The 18,230-nt window shown below is 67.8% G+C and carries 15 protein-coding genes; 6 read left to right on the top strand and 9 right to left on the bottom strand.

Going from position 1 to position 18,230, the window contains the following annotated elements; translation table 11 throughout:
• The first annotated feature begins 1 nt into the window (after position 1).
• Complete coding sequence (gene gluQRS, locus DYS74_RS07495; RefSeq protein ID WP_121532428.1) at positions 2–838, top strand: tRNA glutamyl-Q(34) synthetase GluQRS; 837 nt, start codon at positions 2–4, stop codon at positions 836–838.
• 2 nt (positions 839–840) lie between these two features.
• Here the strand turns inward: gluQRS and hisI are convergent, their stop codons facing one another.
• Positions 841–1,200 (bottom strand): phosphoribosyl-AMP cyclohydrolase, encoded by a 360-nt coding sequence (hisI, locus tag DYS74_RS07500; RefSeq protein WP_121532430.1) that lies wholly within the window; start codon positions 1,198–1,200, stop codon positions 841–843.
• A gap of 60 nt (positions 1,201–1,260) precedes the next feature.
• Here hisI and DYS74_RS07505 point away from each other — a divergent pair, with 60 nt between their 5' ends.
• Complete coding sequence (locus tag DYS74_RS07505) at positions 1,261–1,701, top strand: iron-sulfur cluster assembly scaffold protein (RefSeq protein WP_121532432.1); 441 nt, start codon at positions 1,261–1,263, stop codon at positions 1,699–1,701.
• A gap of 151 nt (positions 1,702–1,852) precedes the next feature.
• Here DYS74_RS07505 and DYS74_RS19035 read toward each other — a convergent pair whose 3' ends face one another.
• The 5 genes from DYS74_RS19035 to sciP all read right to left on the bottom strand — a co-directional run bounded on the left by DYS74_RS19035 (position 1,853) and on the right by sciP (position 7,536).
• Positions 1,853–1,975 carry a hypothetical protein gene (locus DYS74_RS19035; protein WP_281272457.1) on the bottom strand — a complete coding sequence of 41 codons (123 nt, stop codon included), beginning with the start codon at positions 1,973–1,975 and terminating at the stop codon, positions 1,853–1,855.
• A 78-nt stretch (positions 1,976–2,053) separates the two neighbouring features.
• Positions 2,054–4,144, bottom strand: coding sequence for an ATP-dependent DNA helicase RecG (gene recG / locus DYS74_RS07510; RefSeq protein ID WP_121532434.1), 2,091 nt, complete (start codon positions 4,142–4,144; stop codon positions 2,054–2,056).
• Positions 4,141–6,390 carry an NAD-dependent DNA ligase LigA gene (gene ligA, locus DYS74_RS07515; RefSeq protein WP_121532436.1) on the bottom strand — a complete coding sequence of 750 codons (2,250 nt, stop codon included), beginning with the start codon at positions 6,388–6,390 and terminating at the stop codon, positions 4,141–4,143. The genes recG and ligA overlap by 4 nt, the downstream gene beginning before the upstream one ends.
• Positions 6,391–6,448: 58 nt before the next feature.
• Positions 6,449–7,162: a response regulator transcription factor CtrA gene (gene ctrA, locus DYS74_RS07520; protein ID WP_121532438.1), complete on the bottom strand. Its 714-nt coding sequence runs from the start codon at positions 7,160–7,162 to the stop codon at positions 6,449–6,451.
• 95 nt (positions 7,163–7,257) lie between these two features.
• Positions 7,258–7,536: a CtrA inhibitor SciP gene (gene sciP, locus DYS74_RS07525; RefSeq protein ID WP_121532440.1), complete on the bottom strand. Its 279-nt coding sequence runs from the start codon at positions 7,534–7,536 to the stop codon at positions 7,258–7,260.
• Between the two features lie 141 nt (positions 7,537–7,677).
• Between sciP and mnmA the strand changes: the two genes are divergently transcribed.
• The gene (gene mnmA, locus DYS74_RS07530; RefSeq protein ID WP_394342943.1) at positions 7,678–8,832 is read left to right on the top strand and encodes a tRNA 2-thiouridine(34) synthase MnmA; all 1,155 of its coding nucleotides are present in this window, start codon (positions 7,678–7,680) and stop codon (positions 8,830–8,832) included.
• 79 nt (positions 8,833–8,911) lie between these two features.
• Here the strand turns inward: mnmA and DYS74_RS07535 are convergent, their stop codons facing one another.
• Positions 8,912–10,864, bottom strand: a complete 1,953-nt coding sequence (locus DYS74_RS07535; RefSeq protein ID WP_121532442.1) for a PHA/PHB synthase family protein — start codon at positions 10,862–10,864, stop codon at positions 8,912–8,914.
• Between the two features lie 50 nt (positions 10,865–10,914).
• Positions 10,915–11,295: a phasin family protein gene (locus DYS74_RS07540; protein WP_121532444.1), complete on the bottom strand. Its 381-nt coding sequence runs from the start codon at positions 11,293–11,295 to the stop codon at positions 10,915–10,917.
• A 490-nt stretch (positions 11,296–11,785) separates the two neighbouring features.
• On the opposite strand from DYS74_RS07540, the gene nirB reads away from it, so the two are divergent.
• Positions 11,786–14,236, top strand: a complete 2,451-nt coding sequence (gene nirB, locus DYS74_RS07545) for a nitrite reductase large subunit NirB (protein ID WP_121532446.1) — start codon at positions 11,786–11,788, stop codon at positions 14,234–14,236.
• Positions 14,233–14,559 (top strand): nitrite reductase small subunit NirD, encoded by a 327-nt coding sequence (gene nirD / locus DYS74_RS07550; RefSeq protein ID WP_121532448.1) that lies wholly within the window; start codon positions 14,233–14,235, stop codon positions 14,557–14,559. The genes nirB and nirD overlap by 4 nt, the downstream gene beginning before the upstream one ends.
• A gap of 168 nt (positions 14,560–14,727) precedes the next feature.
• On the opposite strand, the gene DYS74_RS07555 is transcribed toward nirD, so the two are convergent.
• Positions 14,728–15,600, bottom strand: coding sequence for an NAD(P)-dependent oxidoreductase (locus DYS74_RS07555; protein WP_121532450.1), 873 nt, complete (start codon positions 15,598–15,600; stop codon positions 14,728–14,730).
• A 118-nt stretch (positions 15,601–15,718) separates the two neighbouring features.
• On the opposite strand from DYS74_RS07555, the gene DYS74_RS07560 reads away from it, so the two are divergent.
• Positions 15,719–18,187: a penicillin acylase family protein gene (locus DYS74_RS07560; protein ID WP_121532452.1), complete on the top strand. Its 2,469-nt coding sequence runs from the start codon at positions 15,719–15,721 to the stop codon at positions 18,185–18,187.
• Positions 18,188–18,230 lie beyond the last annotated feature (43 nt).

Genomic DNA, 18,230 nt, shown 5'->3' on the forward strand with positions numbered 1-18,230 from the left:
GATGATCACCCGGTTCGCGCCCTCGCCGACCGGGCCGCTGCATCTGGGCCATGCCTATAGCGCGATCCTGGCCCATGACATGGCGCGCGCCGCCGGCGGGCAGTTCCTGCTGCGGATCGAGGACATCGACCGGCAGCGTTCCAAGCCCGAGTGGGAAGCGCAGATCCTGGACGATCTGCGCTGGCTCGGGCTGAGCTGGGACGGGCCGGTGATGCGCCAGTCAGAGCGCCTGAAGGTCTATCGCGACTGCCTTGAAAAGCTGTGGAATTCCGGCTTCCTCTTCGCCTGCTCCTGCAGCCGCCGGGACATCGAGGCCGCAGCCTCGGCGCCGCAGGAAGGCGTGCCGCTCGGCCCTGACGGGATCGTCTATCCGGGCACCTGCCGGCTGACGTGCGCGCCGAAGCCCGGCGAACCGCTGCCCGACGCGGCGCTGCGGCTCTATATGGATCGCGCTGCAACCGCCTGTTCCTTCACTGAAATCGGCGAGAAATACCGCGGCATCCATGCGATCACGCCCGAGCGGATGATCCGCGAGGTGGGCGACGTGGTGCTGGCGCGGCGCGATATGGGCACCTCGTATCACTTGTCGGTGGTGCTCGACGATGCGGCGCAGGGCGTCACCCTCGTGACCCGCGGCGAAGACCTGTTCGAGGCGACGGCGATCCATGTCACGCTTCAGAAACTGCTTGAGCTTCCGGTGCCAACCTATTGTCATCACAAGTTGATCCGCGACGAGAATGGCAAGCGTCTGGCGAAGCGCGACGATGCCCGGGCCCTGGCGAAATACCGGGCCGAGGGGGCGACCCCGGCCGATATCCGCCGTCTGGTCGGGCTTTAGACTTACGCCATCGGCTTCAGGATCTCGACCTCGTCGCCCTGGCGCAGCGCGGTGTAGAAGCACGAGCGGCGGTTGGTGTGACAGGCCGGGCCGGTCTGGTCGACCAACAGCAGCAGGCAATCACGGTCGCAGTCGATGCGCAGCTCGACCAGCCGCTGCACGTGGCCCGAGCTTTCGCCCTTCGCCCAGAACCCCTGGCGCGAGCGCGACCAATAGGTCACCTGCCCGGTCTCGAGCGTGCGCGCGAGGCTTTCGGCGTTCATCCAGGCCATCATCAGCACATCCCCGGTCGCCGCGTCCTGCGCGATTGCCGGGATCAGGCCGTTGGCGTCGTATTTCAGCGTGGCGGTGTCGAAACTCATCGGGCTTTCCTTGCGCGTTGTGGCGTCCTATCTAACCTGCGCAACCCCGGGGGAAAAGCCATGAGCGACGCCGATCTGTTCAAGCTCTATTCGCAGCGCATTCTGGCGCTGGCGGCCGACATCCCCTTTACCGAGCCGCTCGCCACCCCGGATGCAAGCGCCCGCAAGCGCGCGCCGCTCTGCGGCTCGACCGTGGCCGTTTCGCTGACGCTGAAGGACGGGCGGATCACCGGCTACAGCCAGCAGGTGCATGCCTGCGCACTTGGTCAGGCCTCGGCCGCGATCTTCGGCGCGGCGGTGATCGGGCGCACGCGTGACGAGGTGGCGGCGTTGCGCGATGCGCTGGCGGCGATGCTGACAGGCGGGCCGGTGCCGGCCGCGCCCTTCGGCGAATACGAAGTGCTGCAGGCCGCGCGCGACTATCCGAACCGCCACGCCTCGATCCTGCTCGCCCCCGAGGCGACGCTCGAGGCGCTTGACGCGGCGGCGAAGGCCGCCTGATCCCCTTTCCCAGTCGAGATAAAAAAACGCCGCCATCCGAAGATGACGGCGCAGGAGCGCTTTCGGGGGGCGGAACCCCTCTTTGGACAGGCGGCCGCACATCGGGGACAGAGGCGGCAGCGAAAGCGCGAGGCAGTGAACAGGGCCGGGCTCAGAACAGCCCGGGCAGATAGAGAACCGCGACAAAAGTCACGCAGAGCGAAAGGGCGCCCAGGGCGTCGTGCAGCAGAGTGTTCGGCAGACGGCCGAGGGTGGCATTCAGATCCTTGCGCATTCCGTACTCCTTTCGTTCCTGTTGCTATTTTGTTCTCATATCCCGTTCCGCAAGTAAAGAACTTTTTGAGAACATTTCTCAACCGACGTCGATCAGCCGGATCGCGCGGTCCTGTTCCATCAGCCACAGGAAGACCCGCACCGCCTGCCCGCGCTCGCTGGCAAGATCGGGGTCGCGGGCCAGAAGCGTGCGCGCATCGCTTTGCGCAAGCGCCATCAGCCCGGCCTGACGCTCGAAATCAGCGATGCGAAAGCGTGGCAGGCCCGATTGTGCGGTGCCGATCACGTCACCTGCGCCGCGCATCGCAAGGTCTTCCTCGGCGATGCGGAAACCGTCTTCGCTCTCGCGCAGGATCGCCAGGCGCCGCTCGCCGCTTTCCGACAGCGGCGGCTGGTAGAGCAACAGGCAGGTCGAGGCGGCCGCGCCCCGGCCGACCCGGCCGCGCAGCTGGTGCAGCTGCGCCAGGCCGAAGGTCTCGGCCCGCTCGATCACCATGATCGAGGCCGCGGGCACGTTCACGCCGACCTCGATCACCGTGGTCGCCACCAGAACCCGGGTGCGGCCGGCGACGAAATCGGCCATCGCCGCGTCCTTGTCCGCAGGCGGCATCTGGCCGTGGACGAGCCCCACCACCCCCTCGCCAAGCGCCGCGCGCAGCGCGAGGAAGCGGTCCTCGGCGGCGGTCAGATCGACGCGCTCGCTCTCCTCGACCAGCGGGCAGACCCAATAGGCCTGCCGCCCCTCGGCCACGGCGCGGCGCAGATGCGCGACCACCTCGTCGATCCGCGCGGTCGAGATCAGCGCGGTCTGCACCGGCGTGCGCCCGGGCGGCTTCTCGTCGAGCAGGCTCACGTCCATGTCGCCGTATTGGGCAAGCGCGAGCGAGCGCGGGATCGGCGTTGCGGTCATCACCAGCACGTCGGCCGCCTGCCCCTTGGCGCCCAGCTCCATCCGCTGCGCGACGCCGAAACGGTGCTGCTCGTCGACGATCACAAGCCGCAGGTCGTGAAAGACGACGTCCTTCTGGAAGACGGCATGAGTGCCGATCAGGATGTGGATGCGGCCCTCGGCGAGATCGGCCAGCTTCGCCGCCCGCTCCGCCCCCTTGTCGCGCCCGGTGAGCAGCGCAAGGCGCACCCCCGCGGCCCTGGCCAGCTCGACCAGCCCCTCGTGGTGCTGACGGGCGAGGATCTCGGTCGGGGCCATCATCACCCCCTGCCCGCCCGCCTCGACCACGGCGAGCAGCGCGAGCAGCGCCACGAGCGTCTTGCCGGAGCCGACATCGCCTTGCAGCAGCCGGTTCATCCGCCGCTCGGAGGCCATGTCGGCGGTGATCTCCTCGACCGCGCGGGTCTGCGCGCCGGTCGGCCGGTAGGGCAGCGCGGCAAGCACGCGGGCCCGCAACCGGCCGTCGCCCAGGCTTGCCCGCCCCTTGCCGCGCCGCTGCATCCGCCGGGCGAGCGCCAGCGTCATCTGATGGGCGAAGAACTCGTCATAGGCGAGACGCGTGCGCGCGGGCGTGGTGGGCGCGGTGTCGGCAAGCGAGGTCGGTGCATGGGCGGTGCGCAGCGCCTCGGCCCAGCCCGGCCAGCCCTCTCGCGCGCGAAGCGCCGGGTCGATCCATTCGGAGAGATCGGGCAGACGGGCCAGCGCCCCCTCGGCCGCCTTCGCCATCACCCGCTGCGTCACCCCGGCGCCAAGGGGATAGACCGGCTCGAAGCGCGGCAGCTTGCCGGCCTCTTCGGGCGGCAACAGGTGATCGGGGTGGACCATCTGCGCGCTGCCGTCGAAAAGCTCGAGCTTGCCCGAGACGAGGCGGCGCGCGCCGATGGGCAGCTGCCGTTCCAGGAAATCGCCGCGGGCGTGGAAGAAGACCAGCGCGAATTCCGCCTCGGCATCATGCACCAGCACCCGCGACGGTCCGCCCTTGCGCCGCGCCGGCACATGGGCGTCGATGGTGACCTCGACGGTGACGATGGCGGGCGGCACCGCCTCGCGGATCGTGCGCAAGGGCGTGCGGTCGATGACCGAATGCGGCAGCGCGAAAAGCACGTCGCGCGGCCGCGCAATATCGAGCTGCGCGAGCGCCGCCGCGGTCTTGGCGCCGATGCCGGGCAGCGTCTCGAGCCCGGCAAACAGCGGAAAGAGAACCGCGGGGCGGCCGCTCATGTGCCCTGCGCCAGCGCGAGCCAGGCGTCCTCGTCGATCACCTCGATGCCAAGCTCGGCGGCCTTCGCGGCCTTCGAGCCCGCGCCCGGGCCCGCGATGACCAGATCGGTCTTGGCCGAGACCGAGCCCGCCACCTTGGCGCCAAGCGCCTCGGCCCGCGCCTTCGCCTCGGCCCGCGTCATCTTCTCGAGCGTGCCGGTGAAGACGAGGGTCTTGCCGGCGATGGCGCCGCTCGCGGCCTTGGCGGGCGGCGGCAGGATGGTCAGCTGTGCCACCAGCCGGTCGATGGCCAAGCGCTCCTCGGGGTTCGCGAAAGCGTCCGAGAGCGACAACGCGAGCACCGGGCCGATGCCGTCGGTGGCGACAAGGTCAGCCCAGGCGGTGGTGGCGTCATCCGGCACATCAAGGGCTGCAATCGCCGCGTTGCGCGCCTCGGTGATGCGCGCCCGGCGGCCCTCGGCCTGCGCCGTTGCCCGTTCGGCCTCCTCGGCCGCATCGGCCGCACGCTGTGCAAGGGCCGCCGGGCGGGCCCGGTCGAGCGCCTCGGCCATCGCCTCCCAGCGGCCGTAATGCTGCGCCACGTCCTTCGCCGCCGCCTCGCCGCAATGGCGGATGCCAAGCGCGAAGATCAGCCGGTCGAGCGGGATGCGGCGGCGCTCCCTGATCGCGTCGAACAGGTTCTGCGCCGATTTCTCGCCCCAGCCGTCGCGGTTCTTCAGCTGCCGCAGGCCCGAACCGTACCGCTCTTCCAGCGCGAAGATGTCAGCCGGTTCGCGGATCCAGCCGTCGCGGTAGAAGGCCTCGATCTGCTTCGCGCCCAGCCCCTCGATGTCGAAGGCGCCGCGCGAGACGAAGTGGCGCAGCTTCTCGATGGCCTGCGCCGGGCAGATCAGCCCGCCGGTGCAGCGGCGCACCGCGTCGCCCTCCTCGCGGATCGCGGGCGAGCCGCATTCGGGGCAGATCTCGGGGAAGACATAGCGCGCGGCGCCCTCGGGCCTCCGGCTCAGGTCGACATCGGCCACCTTCGGGATCACGTCGCCTGCGCGGTAGACCTGCACCCAGTCCCCCTCGCGGATGTCCTTGCCGCCGCGGATCTCCTCGCCGAAGGAATTGCGGCCGGCGATGTAATCCTCGTTGTGCAGCGTCGCGTTCGAGACCACGACACCGCCCACGGTGACCGGCGTCAGTCGCGCCACCGGGCTGAGCGCGCCGGTGCGGCCGACCTGGATCTCGATCTTCTCGAGCCGGGTCCAGGCGGTCTGGGCCGGGAACTTGTGCGCGATCGCCCAGCGGGGCGTGGTCGAGCGATAGCCAAGCCGACGCTGCAACGCGAGGTCGTTCACCTTGTAGACGACGCCGTCGATGTCATAGCCGAGCGTGGCGCGCTGTGCCTCGATGGCGCGGTAATGGGCGAGCATCGCCTCGGGCCCGTCGCACAGCACGGTGAGCGGGTTGACGGTGAAGCCGAGCGCGCGGAAGCGTTCCATCGCCGCGCTCTGCGTCTCGGCCACGGGTTCGGAATGCGCGCCCCAGGCATAGGCGAAGAAATGCAGCGAGCGCGCCGCGGTGATGCGCGCGTCAAGCTGGCGCAGCGATCCCGCGGCGGCGTTGCGCGGGTTGGCGAAGGTCTTTTCTCCCGCCGCCTCCTGCCGCGCGTTCAGCGCCTCGAAATCGGCGTGGCTCATGTAGACCTCGCCGCGCACTTCCAGAACATCTGGCGCGTTTTCAAGCCGTTGCGGGATGTCCTTGATGGTGCGGGCATTCTCGGTGACGTTCTCGCCGACCTCGCCGTCGCCGCGGGTCGCGGCCTGGATCAGCACGCCCTTTTCATAGAGCAGCGCAAGCGACAGCCCGTCGATCTTCGGCTCGGCGGTATAGGTCAGCGGTGCCTCGGGACCAAGGCCCAGATAATTGCGCACCCGGCCGTCGAAGTCGCGGATGTCGTCATCGGTGAAGCCGTTCTCGAGGCTGAGCATCGGCACCGCATGGGTGATCTTGCCAAAGCCCTCGGCCACCGCGCCACCGACCTTCTGCGTCGGGCTGTCGGGCCGGGCAAGGTCGGGGAAGCGCGCCTCGATCGCCCGCAGGCGATTCTTCAGCGCGTCATAGTCGGCATCCGAGATCTCGGGCGCGTCCAGCGTGTGATAGGCGGTGTTCGCGGCCTCGATGCCGGCAACGAGCGCAGGCAGCTCGGCGGCCGCCTGCGCATGGGTCAGTTCTTCGATCGCGGGCTTTTCGTCCGTCATCTTCGTCCCTCTCGGCTGCCCCAATCCATAGGGTCAGCCGAGGGAAGCGTCCAGAGCCTCAGGCCCCCATGGCGACGCGACTGCCGATCGCGCCGTGATCGGGGTCGCGCAACACATAGCCGCGGCCCCAGACTGTCTCGATATAGTTTTCTCCGTCGGTCACTTCCGACAGTTTCTTGCGCAGCTTGCAGATGAAGACGTCGATGATCTTGAGTTCAGGCTCGTCCATGCCGCCATAGAGATGGTTGAGGAACATCTCCTTGGTCAGGGTGGTGCCCTTGCGCAGGCTGAGCAGTTCGAGCATCTGGTATTCCTTGCCGGTCAGATGCACCGGGCGCCCACCCGCCTCGACCGTCTTCGCATCGAGGTTGACCGCGATCTTGCCGGTGCGGATCACCGATTGCGAATGGCCCTTCGAGCGGCGGATGATCGCGTGAATGCGCGCGATCAGCTCCTCGCGGTGGAAGGGTTTCGTCATGTAATCATCGGCGCCGAAGCCGAAGCCCTTGATCTTGTTCTCGGTGTCATCGGCACCCGTCAGGATCAGGATCGGCGTGTCCACACGGGCAAGGCGCAGCTGGCGCAGCACCTCGAGCCCGTTGATGTCGGGCAGGTTCAGATCGAGCAGGATCAGGTCATAGTCATAGAGCTTGGCAAGGTCGATTCCCTCCTCGCCCAGATCCGTGCAATACACGTTCAGGTTCGCATGGGTCAGCATGAGCTCGATGCTGCGCGAGGTCGTGGGGTCATCCTCTACCAGCAAGATCCGCATCGTCAGTCCTCCGCATTCGTCCCTCGATCGCTCTCGAGACTCGCATCAAGTGGTTAACACCTCCTTACTGTTGCATCTTTTTGCCGTTGCGCAACCTAAAGTTGTCTGTATTTCTGGATCGCCGTTACTTTCAGCCCCGCAACCCCGTGTTTTTGCACTGCTTCCGTCCAAAGATCGAACTCCTCGTCGGAGAGTTCATAGCGTTGCAGAACCTCCGCGCGGGGAATCAACCCATAGGCAACCGCCTGCACCAGCACAGCCTTGCGCGAAGCCACCCATCGGCGCGTATCCTTCGGCGGCAGGTCCGCGCGCGTCAGGATGGTGCCGTCTGGCAAGGTGACCGAACGTGGGCCATCGACTTTCTTCAGATACATGGCTCTCCCCTCCGACCTTCCGTCCCCGAAATCTTGCGGCCCCTACCATGAGCCCACGGTCTTAACGACGGGTGAAGCCAAGGGTTGTGACCGCAGCGGTTTTTCCTATATTTCTGCGGGTCTGGTTAAAGGACCCTCGAAATGAGCAAGGATTTGCCTGACGACATGCCGCTGAACTCGCTCGGCCTGCCGAAGCCCCCCGCCGAGACGCGAGTCGTGGTGGCGATGTCGGGTGGCGTCGACAGCTCGGTGGTGGCCGCGATGCTGGCCGAGGAAGGCTATGATGTCGTGGGCGTGACGCTGCAGCTTTACGACCATGGCGCCGCGCTGGCGAAAAAGGGCGCGTGCTGTGCCGGACAGGACATCCACGACGCCCGCCGCGTCGCCGAGACGATGGGCTTTCCGCATTACGTGCTCGATTACGAGAACACCTTCCGCGAGGCGGTGATCGAGGAATTCGCCGATGCCTATCTGGCCGGCGCCACCCCGGTGCCCTGCATCCGCTGCAACGAACGGGTGAAGTTCAAGGATCTGCTCGAGACCGCGAAGGATCTCGAGGCCGATTGCATGGCGACCGGCCATTACATCCAGCGCCGGATGGGCCCGAACGGGCCGGAACTCCATTGCGCGGCGGATCCGAACCGCGACCAGAGCTATTTCCTGTTTTCGACCACGCCCGAACAGCTGGCCTTCCTGCGCTTCCCGCTCGGTCATCTCGCCTCGAAGGCCGAGACCCGGGCGCTCGCCGCGAAATACGGCCTGCCGGTCGCCGACAAGCCCGACAGCCAGGACATCTGCTTCGTGCCGAACGGCAGCTACGCGAGCGTGATCGAGAAGCTGCGCCCGGGCGCCGCCGATCCGGGCGAGATCGTCGATCTGTCGGGCAAGGTGCTGGGCACGCATCGCGGCGTGATCCACTACACCATCGGCCAGCGCCGCGGCCTTGGCATCGGCGGCGGCGAGCCACTTTACGTCGTCAAGCTCGATCCCGGGACGCGGCGGGTGATCGTCGGCCCGAAGGAGGCGCTTGCCACCCGCATCATCCCGGTGCGCGAGATCAACTGGCTGGGCGACGAGCCGCTGACCGCGCGGCCGGAATGGCACGTCTCGGTCAAGGTCCGCTCGACCCGGCCGCCGCGCGAAGCGATCGTGCGGCCGCTGAGCGCAACCGAGGCCGAGGTCGAGCTGCTCGACCCCGAGGAGGGCGTCAGCCCCGGCCAGGCCTGCGTCTTCTACGAGACCGGCGGCACCCGCATCCTGGGCGGCGGCTGGATCTGGAAGGGCCGCGCCGCCTGACCGCCCGGCCCCGGATGTCGAGACCCGCACACAGAAAAACCCCTCGCCGAGGCGAGGGGTTTTCCAGTTCAGCGGGGGCTCAGCGCACCATCACATAGGTGCCGGGGGCATCGGCGAGCGGAGCATAACCCGCCTCCTCGTTGCCCATCGGCGGCGGTGCGCCATCCTCGATCCCCTGCGTCTCGCGCAGCCAGTCGGCCCAGGGCTGCCACCACGAGCCCGGAACCTTCGGCACGCTCGCCGCCCATTCCTTCGGCCCGGGATGCGCCCGGCCCGGCTCGTGCGTCATCATCCGGTATTTCGCCCGCGGGCTGCCCGGAGGAGCGACGATGCCGGTGTTGTGCCCGCCCGAGACCAGCGCAAAGGTCACGTCGCCGTGCATCAGGTAGGTCAGCTTGAACACCGAGTTCCAAGGCGCGATGTGGTCATGCTCGGTCGCCACGGCGAAGACCGGCGCCTTGATGTCCTGCAAGAAGATGTGCCCGCCGCCCGATTCCATCCGGCCATCGGCCAGATCGTTGTTCAGGAACAGCTTGCGCAGGTATTCCGAATGCATCTTGTAGGGCATCCGGGTGGCGTCCTTCGACCAGGCGCCCAGCGACGAGGCCGTCTCGCGCTCGCCCATCATGTATTCGCGCACCATGTGCGACCACACGAGGTCTTGCGACTTCAGCATCGAGAAGGTGCCGGCCATCGCTTCCTTGTCGAGATAGCCCTCCTCCCACATCATGTCCTCGAGAAGCGCGAGCTGGTCCTCGCTGGTGAACAGGCTCAGCTCGCCCGCCTCGGTGAAGTCGACCTGCGCCGCCAGCATCGTCAGCGTCGCCAGCCGCTCGTCGCCGTCGCGCGCCATCGTCGCCGCGGTGACCGACAGCAGCGTGCCGCCAAGGCAATAGCCGAGGCCATGCACCTTGTCCGAGCCGGTGATCGCCGTCACCGCGTCGATCGCCGCCATCACGCCCAGCTTGCGGTAATCGTCGAAGCCGAGATCGCGGTCCTCCTCGTCGGGGTTCTTCCAGCTGATGCAGAAGACGGTGAAGCCCTGGCCCACCAGCCAGTTGATCAGCGATTCCTGCTTCGTCAGGTCGAGGATGTAATACTTCATGATCCAGGCCGGCACGATCAGCAGCGGCACCGGATGCGTGACCTCGGTCGTCGGCGAGTATTGCAAAAGCTCGATCAGCCGGTTGCGGAACACCACCTTGCCCGGCGTCGCCGCGACCTCGCGCCCCGGCACGAAGACATCGGCCATCTCTTCCTGACCGGTCGCCTTCTTCACCAGATCCTCGGCGAAATACTGCGCGCCGCGCACCAGGTTACGCCCGCCCTCCTCGATCGTGCGCGCGATCAGCTGCGGGTTGGTGGCGAGGAAGTTCGACGGGGCGAACATGTCGAGCATCTGCCGGCCATAGAATTCGACCAGCTTCTCGTGCTTCTTCTCGACGCCGGGAACGTCGGTCGTGGCTTTCGCCCACCATTGCTGGGCGAGCAGGAAGCTTTGCGACCAGTAGGAGAAGGGCAGCTTCGACCATTCCGGGCCGGCAAAGCGGCGGTCCTGCTTCAGCGGCTCGACACAGGGGGTGCCGTCATTCGCGACGCCGCCCATCTGGCACATCACCTCGGCGGCCAGACGCTGTGCCTTGCGCGCCGATTTCCAGGCAAGCTCGGCCTGCTTGCCGGGGCTGATCGCCAGATGCGAGGCCCAGTCGGCCCAGGCGAGCGACAGCGCGAGCGGCGACAACCCGCCCTCGGCCTTGCCCATCAGCGCGTGCACGTAATGATCGAGCTTGCGGAAGGATTCCTCGGCTGCGCGCTTCTCGGGCGTATCGCCCGCGATCCCGCTGCTCGTCACCACGGGAACCGGGAGCTGCGCCATCGGCGCCTCGACCGGGGTGGCGGGCTTTGCCGCCTTGGTCCTCGACCGCGGGGCGGGCTTCGCCGCCGGCGTTTCATCCGCGGTCAGAATCTCGTCCGACACCTGGGCGTCGGATTTGACGCGCTGGCCGCGCGTCTTGCGGAGGGTAGTGGTCATCGCGTTTCCTTATGTCTCGGGGCGGGCAGCGCCCGCCCGTTGCGTCCGTCTCAGTCCTTGGTCTTGCCTCCGGCAGCCGACACCATCGCCGCGCCCTCCTCCGTCGCGGTGCGGATCGCCTGCTCGGCAATTTCGGTGGCCGATGCGGCCAGCTTGTTCGTCTCGACCGAATAATCGGTCAGCATCTTCTGCCAGAAGCCCTGCCACATCGCCATGGCTTCGGCGGGGGAGCCGGCATCGGCCAGTTCGTCGAGCATCTCGCGGTCGCGCTCGAAGCGGGCCTTGAGAAACTCCAGCATCTCGATGTTGTGCTTCAGCATCGACTCGGCCATCCGAGCCTGCGGCTTCATGAACATCGTCCAGGTGTCGGCCGACGGCGCCTTCAGCATGGAGGTGAAGGTGGTCGTCGAGGTGGTCGTCTTCGGTGGCATGACTGTCCTCCTTCAGGTTAGCCAATGCACGAACTCTAGCACGATTTCGCAGGTGCAGAATTGATCTGTGACAATCTCTGCACTTGCGGACGCCGCGGCACCCTTTGCCTGCCTGTCCCGCAGGCAAAGTGATTCGCGCGTCGCAACCGTTCATCGCCATTTCATGCCTGCATATTTTATCAGCAGGTTGACGATTCAATGCCGAAGCGGAAAACATTTTTCTGCCCGGCGCCCGGCCGCTGTCGCCGAACCCGGCATCGCGCTTGTTCCGTGACATGTCTCTGTCATAGCTGATGTATCGACGGGTGCCTCGGGCTCCCGCCCCTGCCGCAATGGCGCGGCGTTCTCGATCTTCGCCCGCAAGGGCTGCAGCAACGGGGCTGCGACTTCGATTCGGAACCTTTCCGGTCGTGGGAGCGCCGTTGCCGTCTCGCGCTTCCCGATCTCAGCCCCGGGTCCGGCCCTGCCGGCCCTCCGCCAGGAGACCGCCATGCGCGATATCAGGAAAAAACTCGTCATCATCGGCAACGGCATGGCGCCGGGGCGGATGCTCGAACATCTGTTCGAGCTGACCACGGCCTACGAGGTCACCATCTTCAACGCCGAGCCGCGGGTGAATTACGACCGCATCATGCTCAGCCCCGTGCTTTCGGGCGAGAAGAGCTATGCCGACATCATCATCCACGGCGACGGCTTCTATGCCGAGCACGGCATCACGCTCCACAAGGGCGAACGCGTCGTCTCGATCGATCGGGCGCGTCGCGCGGTGATCTCGGACAAGGGCACGGTCGCGGCCTATGACAAGCTCGTCATCGCCACCGGCTCGGCGCCTGTCATCATCCCGGTGCCGGGGCACGATCTGCCGGGCGTCGTCGCCTATCGCGACCTCGACGACACCGCGGCGATGATCGCCGCGGCCGAAACGGGTGGGCGCGCGGTGGTGATCGGCGGCGGGCTTCTGGGCCTCGAAGCGGCGGCGGGGCTGCGGGCGCGTGGCATGGAGGTCACCGTGCTGCACCTGATGCCCTCGCTGATGGAGCGTCAGCTCGACCCCGCGGCGGGCTATTTGCTGCAGCGCGAGCTCGAGGGCCGCGGCATCGCGGTGCGCTGCGCCGCCAACACCAGGGCCATCCTCGGCGCCGACCGGGTCGAGGGCGTCGAGCTCGCCGACGGCACGGTGATCGGCGCCGATCTGGTGGTGATGGCGGTCGGCATCCGGCCGAACACCCAGATCGCCCGCGACGCGGGGCTGGCCGTCAACCGCGGCATCGTCACCGACGCGCAGATGCGCAGCGACGACCCCGACATCTTCGCGCTTGGCGAATGTGCCGAGGTCGGCGGCATGGTCTATGGCCTCGTCGCGCCGCTCTACGACATGGCGCGGATCGCCGCCCATGCGCTGGCTGGCGCCGAGGTCGAGGGCTTCCGCCATCAGGAGACGCCGACCAAGCTGAAGGTGACCGGCGTCAGCCTCTATTCGGTGGGCGAGTTCGGCGAGGGCGAGGGCCGCGAGGACATCGTCCTGCGCGACGCCCGCCGCGGCAGCTACAAGCGGGTGATCCTGAAGGACAGCCGGGTGATCGGCGCGGTGCTCTATGGCGATGTTGCCGATGGCGGCTGGTACAACGAGATGCTGAAATCGGGCCGCGACGTCAGCGACATCCGCGACACGCTGATCTTCGGCGAGCGGCATCAGGGCGGCGGCAGCTTCGACCCGGTCGCGGCGGCGGCGGCGCTGCCAGACGATGCCGAGATCTGCGGTTGCAACGGCATCTGCAAGGGCACCATCGTCCGTGCGATCACCGAAAAGGGGCTGAGCTCGCTGGCCGAGGTGCGCGCCACCACCAAGGCCTCGGCCTCCTGCGGCACCTGTGCGAACTCGGTCGAGAACGTCATCCGGGCGGTGCTCGGCGATGCCTATGCGCAACAGGCCGAGGGCATCTGCGCCTGCACCGATCACGGCCACGACACGATCCGCCGCGCGATCCGCGCGAAGGGGCTGAAGTCGATCCCAGCGGTGATGCAGGCGCTTGAATGGCGCACCCCCGAAGGCTGCGCGAAATGCCGCCCGGCGCTGAACTATTACCTCATGGCCGACTGGCCGGGCGAATACGAGGACGACATGCAGTCGCGCTTCATCAACGAGCGCGTGCACGCCAACATCCAGAAGGACGGCACCTATTCGGTGGTGCCGCGGATCTGGGGCGGCGTGACCTCGGTGGCCGAGCTGCGCGCCATCGCCGATGTCGCCGAGAAATACGACGTCCCCGAGGTGAAGTTCACCGGCGGCCAGCGCATCGACCTTCTGGGCGTGAAGAAGGAAGACCTGCTCGGCGTCTGGAAGGATCTGAACGACGCCGGCATGGTCTCGGGCGCGGCCTATGCCAAGGGGCTGCGCACGGTGAAGACCTGCGTCGGCACCGACTGGTGCCGCTTCGGCACGCAGGATTCGACCGGGCTGGGCGTGAAGCTTGAGAAGTTTCTCTGGGGCTCGTGGACGCCGGCCAAGCTCAAGCTTGCCGTCACCGGCTGCCCGCGCAACTGCGCCGAGGCGACCTGCAAGGACATCGGGGTGATCTGCGTCGACAGCGGCTATCAGGTGGTCTACGGCGGCGCCGCGGGGCTGCACATCCAGGGCACGACGGAACTCGGCCTCGTGAAGACCGAGGAGGAGGTGATCGAGGTGATCGCCGCCCTCACCCAGTATTACCGCGAAACCGGCTTCTATCTTGAACGCGTCTACAAATGGGCGAAGCGGCTTGGCTATGACCAGGTCAAGGCGGTGGTCTTCGACGATCTCGCCGCGCGGCGCGCCCTGCACGACCGCTTCGTCTACAGCCAGCGCTTCGCGCAGATCGACCCCTGGGCCGAGCGCGTCGAGGGCAAGTATTCCCATGAATTCGCGCCGATGGCGGCGCTCAAACTGGAGGCCGCGGAATGAACGCGCAAGCCACCCCCCTCACCTGGACCGCGATCGGCACGCTTGACGACATCCCGCGCCAGGGCGCGCGCTGCGTGCGCAACGGGCGCATGACGATCGCCGTCTTCCGCACTGCCGACGACCGCCTCTTCGCGCTCGAGGACCGCTGCCCGCACCGCAACGGGCCGCTGAGCCAGGGCATCGTGCATGACGGCTGCGTCACCTGCCCGCTGCACAACTGGGTGATCTCGCTCGAGACCGGCGCCGCGCAGGGCGCCGACAGCGGTGCCACCGCCACCTTCCCCGTCCGTCTCGAGGGCACGACCGTGCTTCTGGGGCTCTGAGTTCAGGCTTTTCGGGGGGCCGAACGGCACGAGCTCCCGCGGATCACGGCCCCTTCCCCGGGGATCTTCGCCGTCACGAAAGACCGTCGCGCGCCCTGCCCCGAACCCCTTCCGCGCAGGCCCGACGGCCAGAGGCCCCGCCGGCATCCCGGCGGGGCCTGCTGTGTCTCAGCCCAGCTTGCGCAGCCGCGCGATCAGGCTCGAGGTGTCCCAGCGACCGCCGCCCATGGCCTGCACCTCCTTGTAGAACTGATCGACGAGCGCGGTGACCGGCAGGCTTGCCCCGGTCTCGTCGGCGGTGGCGAGGCAGATCCCCAGATCCTTGCGCATCCAGTCGACGGCGAAACCGAAGTCGAATTTCCCCGCCTCCATCGTCTGGTAGCGGTTCGACATCTGCCAGCTGCCCGCCGCGCCCTGGCTGATCGCCTCGACCACGTCCGAGATCGGCAGCCCCGCCTTCTCGGCGAAATGCAGCGCCTCGGAGAGGCCCTGCACGAGGCCCGCGATGGCGATCTGGTTGCACATCTTGGTCAGCTGCCCGGCCCCCGTCTCGCCCATCCGCCGGCAGGCCTTGGCATAGGCCGCGATCACCGGCTCGGCCGCGGCATAATCGGCCTCGGAGCCGCCGCACATCACCGTCAGCACGCCGTTCTCGGCGCCCGCCTGCCCGCCCGAGACCGGCGCATCGACAAAGCCAAGGCCCATCGGTGCGGCCAGCGCCGAGAGTTCGCGCGTGACCTTGGCCGAGACCGTGGTGTGATCGACGAAGATCGCATCCTGGCCCATGCCCGCAAAGGCGCCCTCGTCGCCCAGACAGACGGCGCGCAGATCGTCGTCATTGCCGACGCAGGCCATGACGAAATCGGCGCCCTCGGCGGCGGCGGCCGGCGTGGGGGCGGCTCGCCCGCCATGGCGCGCGACCCAGGCCTCGGCCTTGGCCGGGGTGCGGTTGTAGACCGTCACCTCGTGTCCTTTCGCGGCCAGATGCCCCGCCATCGGAAAGCCCATCACCCCGAGCCCCAGAAATGCCACCTTCGCCATGGGTCTGCTCCCGCTTTCTTGCGCGAAACGCGCGTTGATCATTGGTCCTGCCTGACTTAGTAACCTCTCGTCCCGCCCCGTCAACCGACGCCCCCTCCCTCAGCCGCCGAGCCTGCCGATGTTCACCCTGTTTCGCTGGATGGTCCGCCTTGTCACGCTGGCGCTCGTGGCGCTGGTTCTGGTGGGGCTCGGGGCGTGGTATTTCGCCTCGCGCTCGCTGCCCGATTACAACGCGACCTACAGCGTCGCGGGCATCTCGGCCCCGGTCGAAATCGTGCGCTCGACCGAGGACGTGCCGCATATCTTCGGCAAGACCGATGCCGACGTGTTCTTCGCCCTCGGCCTTGCCCATGCGCAGGACCGGCTGTGGCAGATGACCGTGCTGCGCCGCACCGTGCAGGGCCGGCTGAGCGAGGTCTTCGGGGCCGAGACGCTGAAGACCGACGAGCTGATGCGCCGTCTCGACCTTTACGGGGCGGCGGTGAAATCGGTGGCGGCGCAGGACGAAGAGACGAAGGCCGCGCTCGAGGCCTATGCGCGCGGCGTCAACGCCTGGATCGAGGAGGTGAACGAGGGGGCGCTTGGTCGCGGCGCGCCCGAGTTCTTCCTGTTCAAGGCCGATATCGCCTATTGGACGCCGGCCGATTCCATCGCCATCCTCAAGCTTCTGGCCGCCGAGACCGCAAGCCAGGTGCAGACCGAAGTGCTGCGCGCGCGCGTCTCGATGCTGGGCCAGAACTGGGTCAAGGACATCCTGCCCGACGTGCCGGGCGCAGGCACCGCGGCGCTGCCTGATTATGCAAGCCTCTTCCCCGGGCTGACCCCCGGCGTGAAGCTCGCCGATGCCGAGGGTGCGATGTCGCCCTTCCCGCCGCGCGACTTCGCCGGCGCCTCGAATGCCGCCGCCGCCGCGCCGCGCCGCTCGGCCGCGGGCGGTACGCTGCTGGCGAACGACCCGCACATGGCCTTCACCGCGCCGTCGTGGTGGTATCTCGCGCGCCTCGAGCTGCGCAGCGGCGGCGTCATCGGCGCCACCATCCCGGGCATTCCGCTGGTGCTGAGCGGGCGCAACCCACGGCTCGGCTGGGGCATCACCTCGGCCCATGTCGACGATCAGGACCTGCATATCGAGGAGTTGAACCCCGCCGATCCCGAGCGCTACCGCACGCCCGACGGCTGGAAGGCCTTCGACACCCGCCACGCGATCATCGAGGTCAAGGATGCCCAGCCCGTCACCATCACCCTGCGCTGGACCGACAACGGCCCGGTGCTGCCCGCGGGTCATTTCAACCTCGCCGCGATCACCCCGCCGGGCGATGTCGTCTCGCTGAACTGGACCGCACTCGACCCCGCCGACACCTCGATGAGCGCGGGGCTCGCGCTGATGCAGGCGGGCTCGGTCGAGGCGGCGGTGACGGCGGGCGAGCGCTACATCGCGCCGGCCGAGAACCTGATCCTCGCCGATGAAAAGGGCGTCGGCATGGTGACGATCGGCGCGATCCCGGCCCGCGATCCGGGCCACACCACGCAGGGCCGCATGCCCTCGCCGGGCTGGGAGACGGTGAACCGCTGGCAGGGCCGTCTGCCCTATGCCGACAACCCGCGCTTCCTGAACCCCGAGGGCGGCATCGTCATCAACACCAACAACAAGATGATCGACCGCCCCTTCCCCTACAACGTCAGCTTCGACTGGGGCGACAGCCAGCGCGTGCTGCGCCTGACGCGGCTGATGGGCGAGCGCGAGGTGCATTCGCGCGAAAGCTTCATCTCGGCTCAGCTTGACACCGTCTCGCCCGCCGCGCGCAACCTGCTGCCGCTGGTCGGCAAGGACCTGTGGTTCACCGGCGAGGCCGCGCCCGAGGGCACGCCCGAACGGCTGCGCCAGCGCGCGCTCGAGCTGCTCGCCGCCTGGGATGGCGACATGAACGAGCACCTGCCCGAGCCGCTGATCTATGCCGCCTGGATGCGCCATCTGCAGAACCGGCTGATCCGCGACGAGCTCGGCCCGCTCGCCACGGAATTCACCCATCTCGAGCCGCTCTTCATCGAGCGCGTCTTCCGCAACACCGAGGGCGCCAGCCGCTGGTGCGACGTGATGCAATCGGCCCCGGTCGAGACCTGCACCGACATCGCGCGGATCTCGCTCGACGAGGCGCTCCTGGAGCTGAAGGCGAAATACGGGCCCAATATCGAAAGCTGGCGCTGGGGCGACGCGCATGAGGCGCTGCACGATCACGCCGTGCTCGGCAAGACGCCGATCCTGAACTGGCTGATGAACATCCGGCAATCGACCTCGGGCGGCGATTTCACCCTGAACCGCGGCCTGACCTCGGGCACGGGCGCGAACCCCTTCGCCAATGTGAACGGCGCGGGCTATCGCGGCGTCTATGATTTCGCCGATCCCGACAGCTCGGTCTTCATCATCGCCACCGGCCAGTCGGGGCACCCGCTCAGCCGCCATTACGACGACCTGTCGGAGCTGTGGCGGCGCGGCGAATATATCCCGATGTCGCTCGACCCGGACCTCGCCCGCGCCGCGGCCGCCGGCATCACCCGGCTCGAACCCGCCGCACCCGACGACAAGTAAGCCCCCGGGCAAGACAAAAGCCGCGGCACAGGGATCCCGTGCC

The organism is Paenirhodobacter hankyongi (genome assembly GCF_003664585.1).
GTDB lineage: Bacteria > Pseudomonadota > Alphaproteobacteria > Rhodobacterales > Rhodobacteraceae > Rhodobacter > Rhodobacter hankyongi.

What these genes read in the sequence shown, in the direction of transcription:
- DYS74_RS07535 (WP_121532442.1), bottom strand. Translation starts at nt 10,864, where the DNA reads ATGACCACTACCCTCCGCAAGACGCGCGGCCAGCGCGTCAAATCCGAC.
- sciP (WP_121532440.1), bottom strand. Translation starts at nt 7,536, where the DNA reads ATGTATCTGAAGAAAGTCGATGGCCCACGTTCGGTCACCTTGCCAGAC.
- DYS74_RS07560 (WP_121532452.1), top strand. Translation starts at nt 15,719, where the DNA reads ATGTTCACCCTGTTTCGCTGGATGGTCCGCCTTGTCACGCTGGCGCTC.
- DYS74_RS19035 (WP_281272457.1), bottom strand. Translation starts at nt 1,975, where the DNA reads ATGCGCAAGGATCTGAATGCCACCCTCGGCCGTCTGCCGAACACTCTG.
- DYS74_RS07555 (WP_121532450.1), bottom strand. Translation starts at nt 15,600, where the DNA reads ATGGCGAAGGTGGCATTTCTGGGGCTCGGGGTGATGGGCTTTCCGATG.
- ligA (WP_121532436.1), bottom strand. Translation starts at nt 6,390, where the DNA reads ATGACGGACGAAAAGCCCGCGATCGAAGAACTGACCCATGCGCAGGCG.
- hisI (WP_121532430.1), bottom strand. Translation starts at nt 1,200, where the DNA reads ATGAGTTTCGACACCGCCACGCTGAAATACGACGCCAACGGCCTGATC.
- nirD (WP_121532448.1), top strand. Translation starts at nt 14,233, where the DNA reads ATGAACGCGCAAGCCACCCCCCTCACCTGGACCGCGATCGGCACGCTT.
- DYS74_RS07540 (WP_121532444.1), bottom strand. Translation starts at nt 11,295, where the DNA reads ATGCCACCGAAGACGACCACCTCGACGACCACCTTCACCTCCATGCTG.
- nirB (WP_121532446.1), top strand. Translation starts at nt 11,786, where the DNA reads ATGCGCGATATCAGGAAAAAACTCGTCATCATCGGCAACGGCATGGCG.
- recG (WP_121532434.1), bottom strand. Translation starts at nt 4,144, where the DNA reads ATGAGCGGCCGCCCCGCGGTTCTCTTTCCGCTGTTTGCCGGGCTCGAG.
- ctrA (WP_121532438.1), bottom strand. Translation starts at nt 7,162, where the DNA reads ATGCGGATCTTGCTGGTAGAGGATGACCCCACGACCTCGCGCAGCATC.
- DYS74_RS07505 (WP_121532432.1), top strand. Translation starts at nt 1,261, where the DNA reads ATGAGCGACGCCGATCTGTTCAAGCTCTATTCGCAGCGCATTCTGGCG.
- gluQRS (WP_121532428.1), top strand. Translation starts at nt 2, where the DNA reads ATGATCACCCGGTTCGCGCCCTCGCCGACCGGGCCGCTGCATCTGGGC.
- mnmA (WP_394342943.1), top strand. Translation starts at nt 7,678, where the DNA reads ATGAGCAAGGATTTGCCTGACGACATGCCGCTGAACTCGCTCGGCCTG.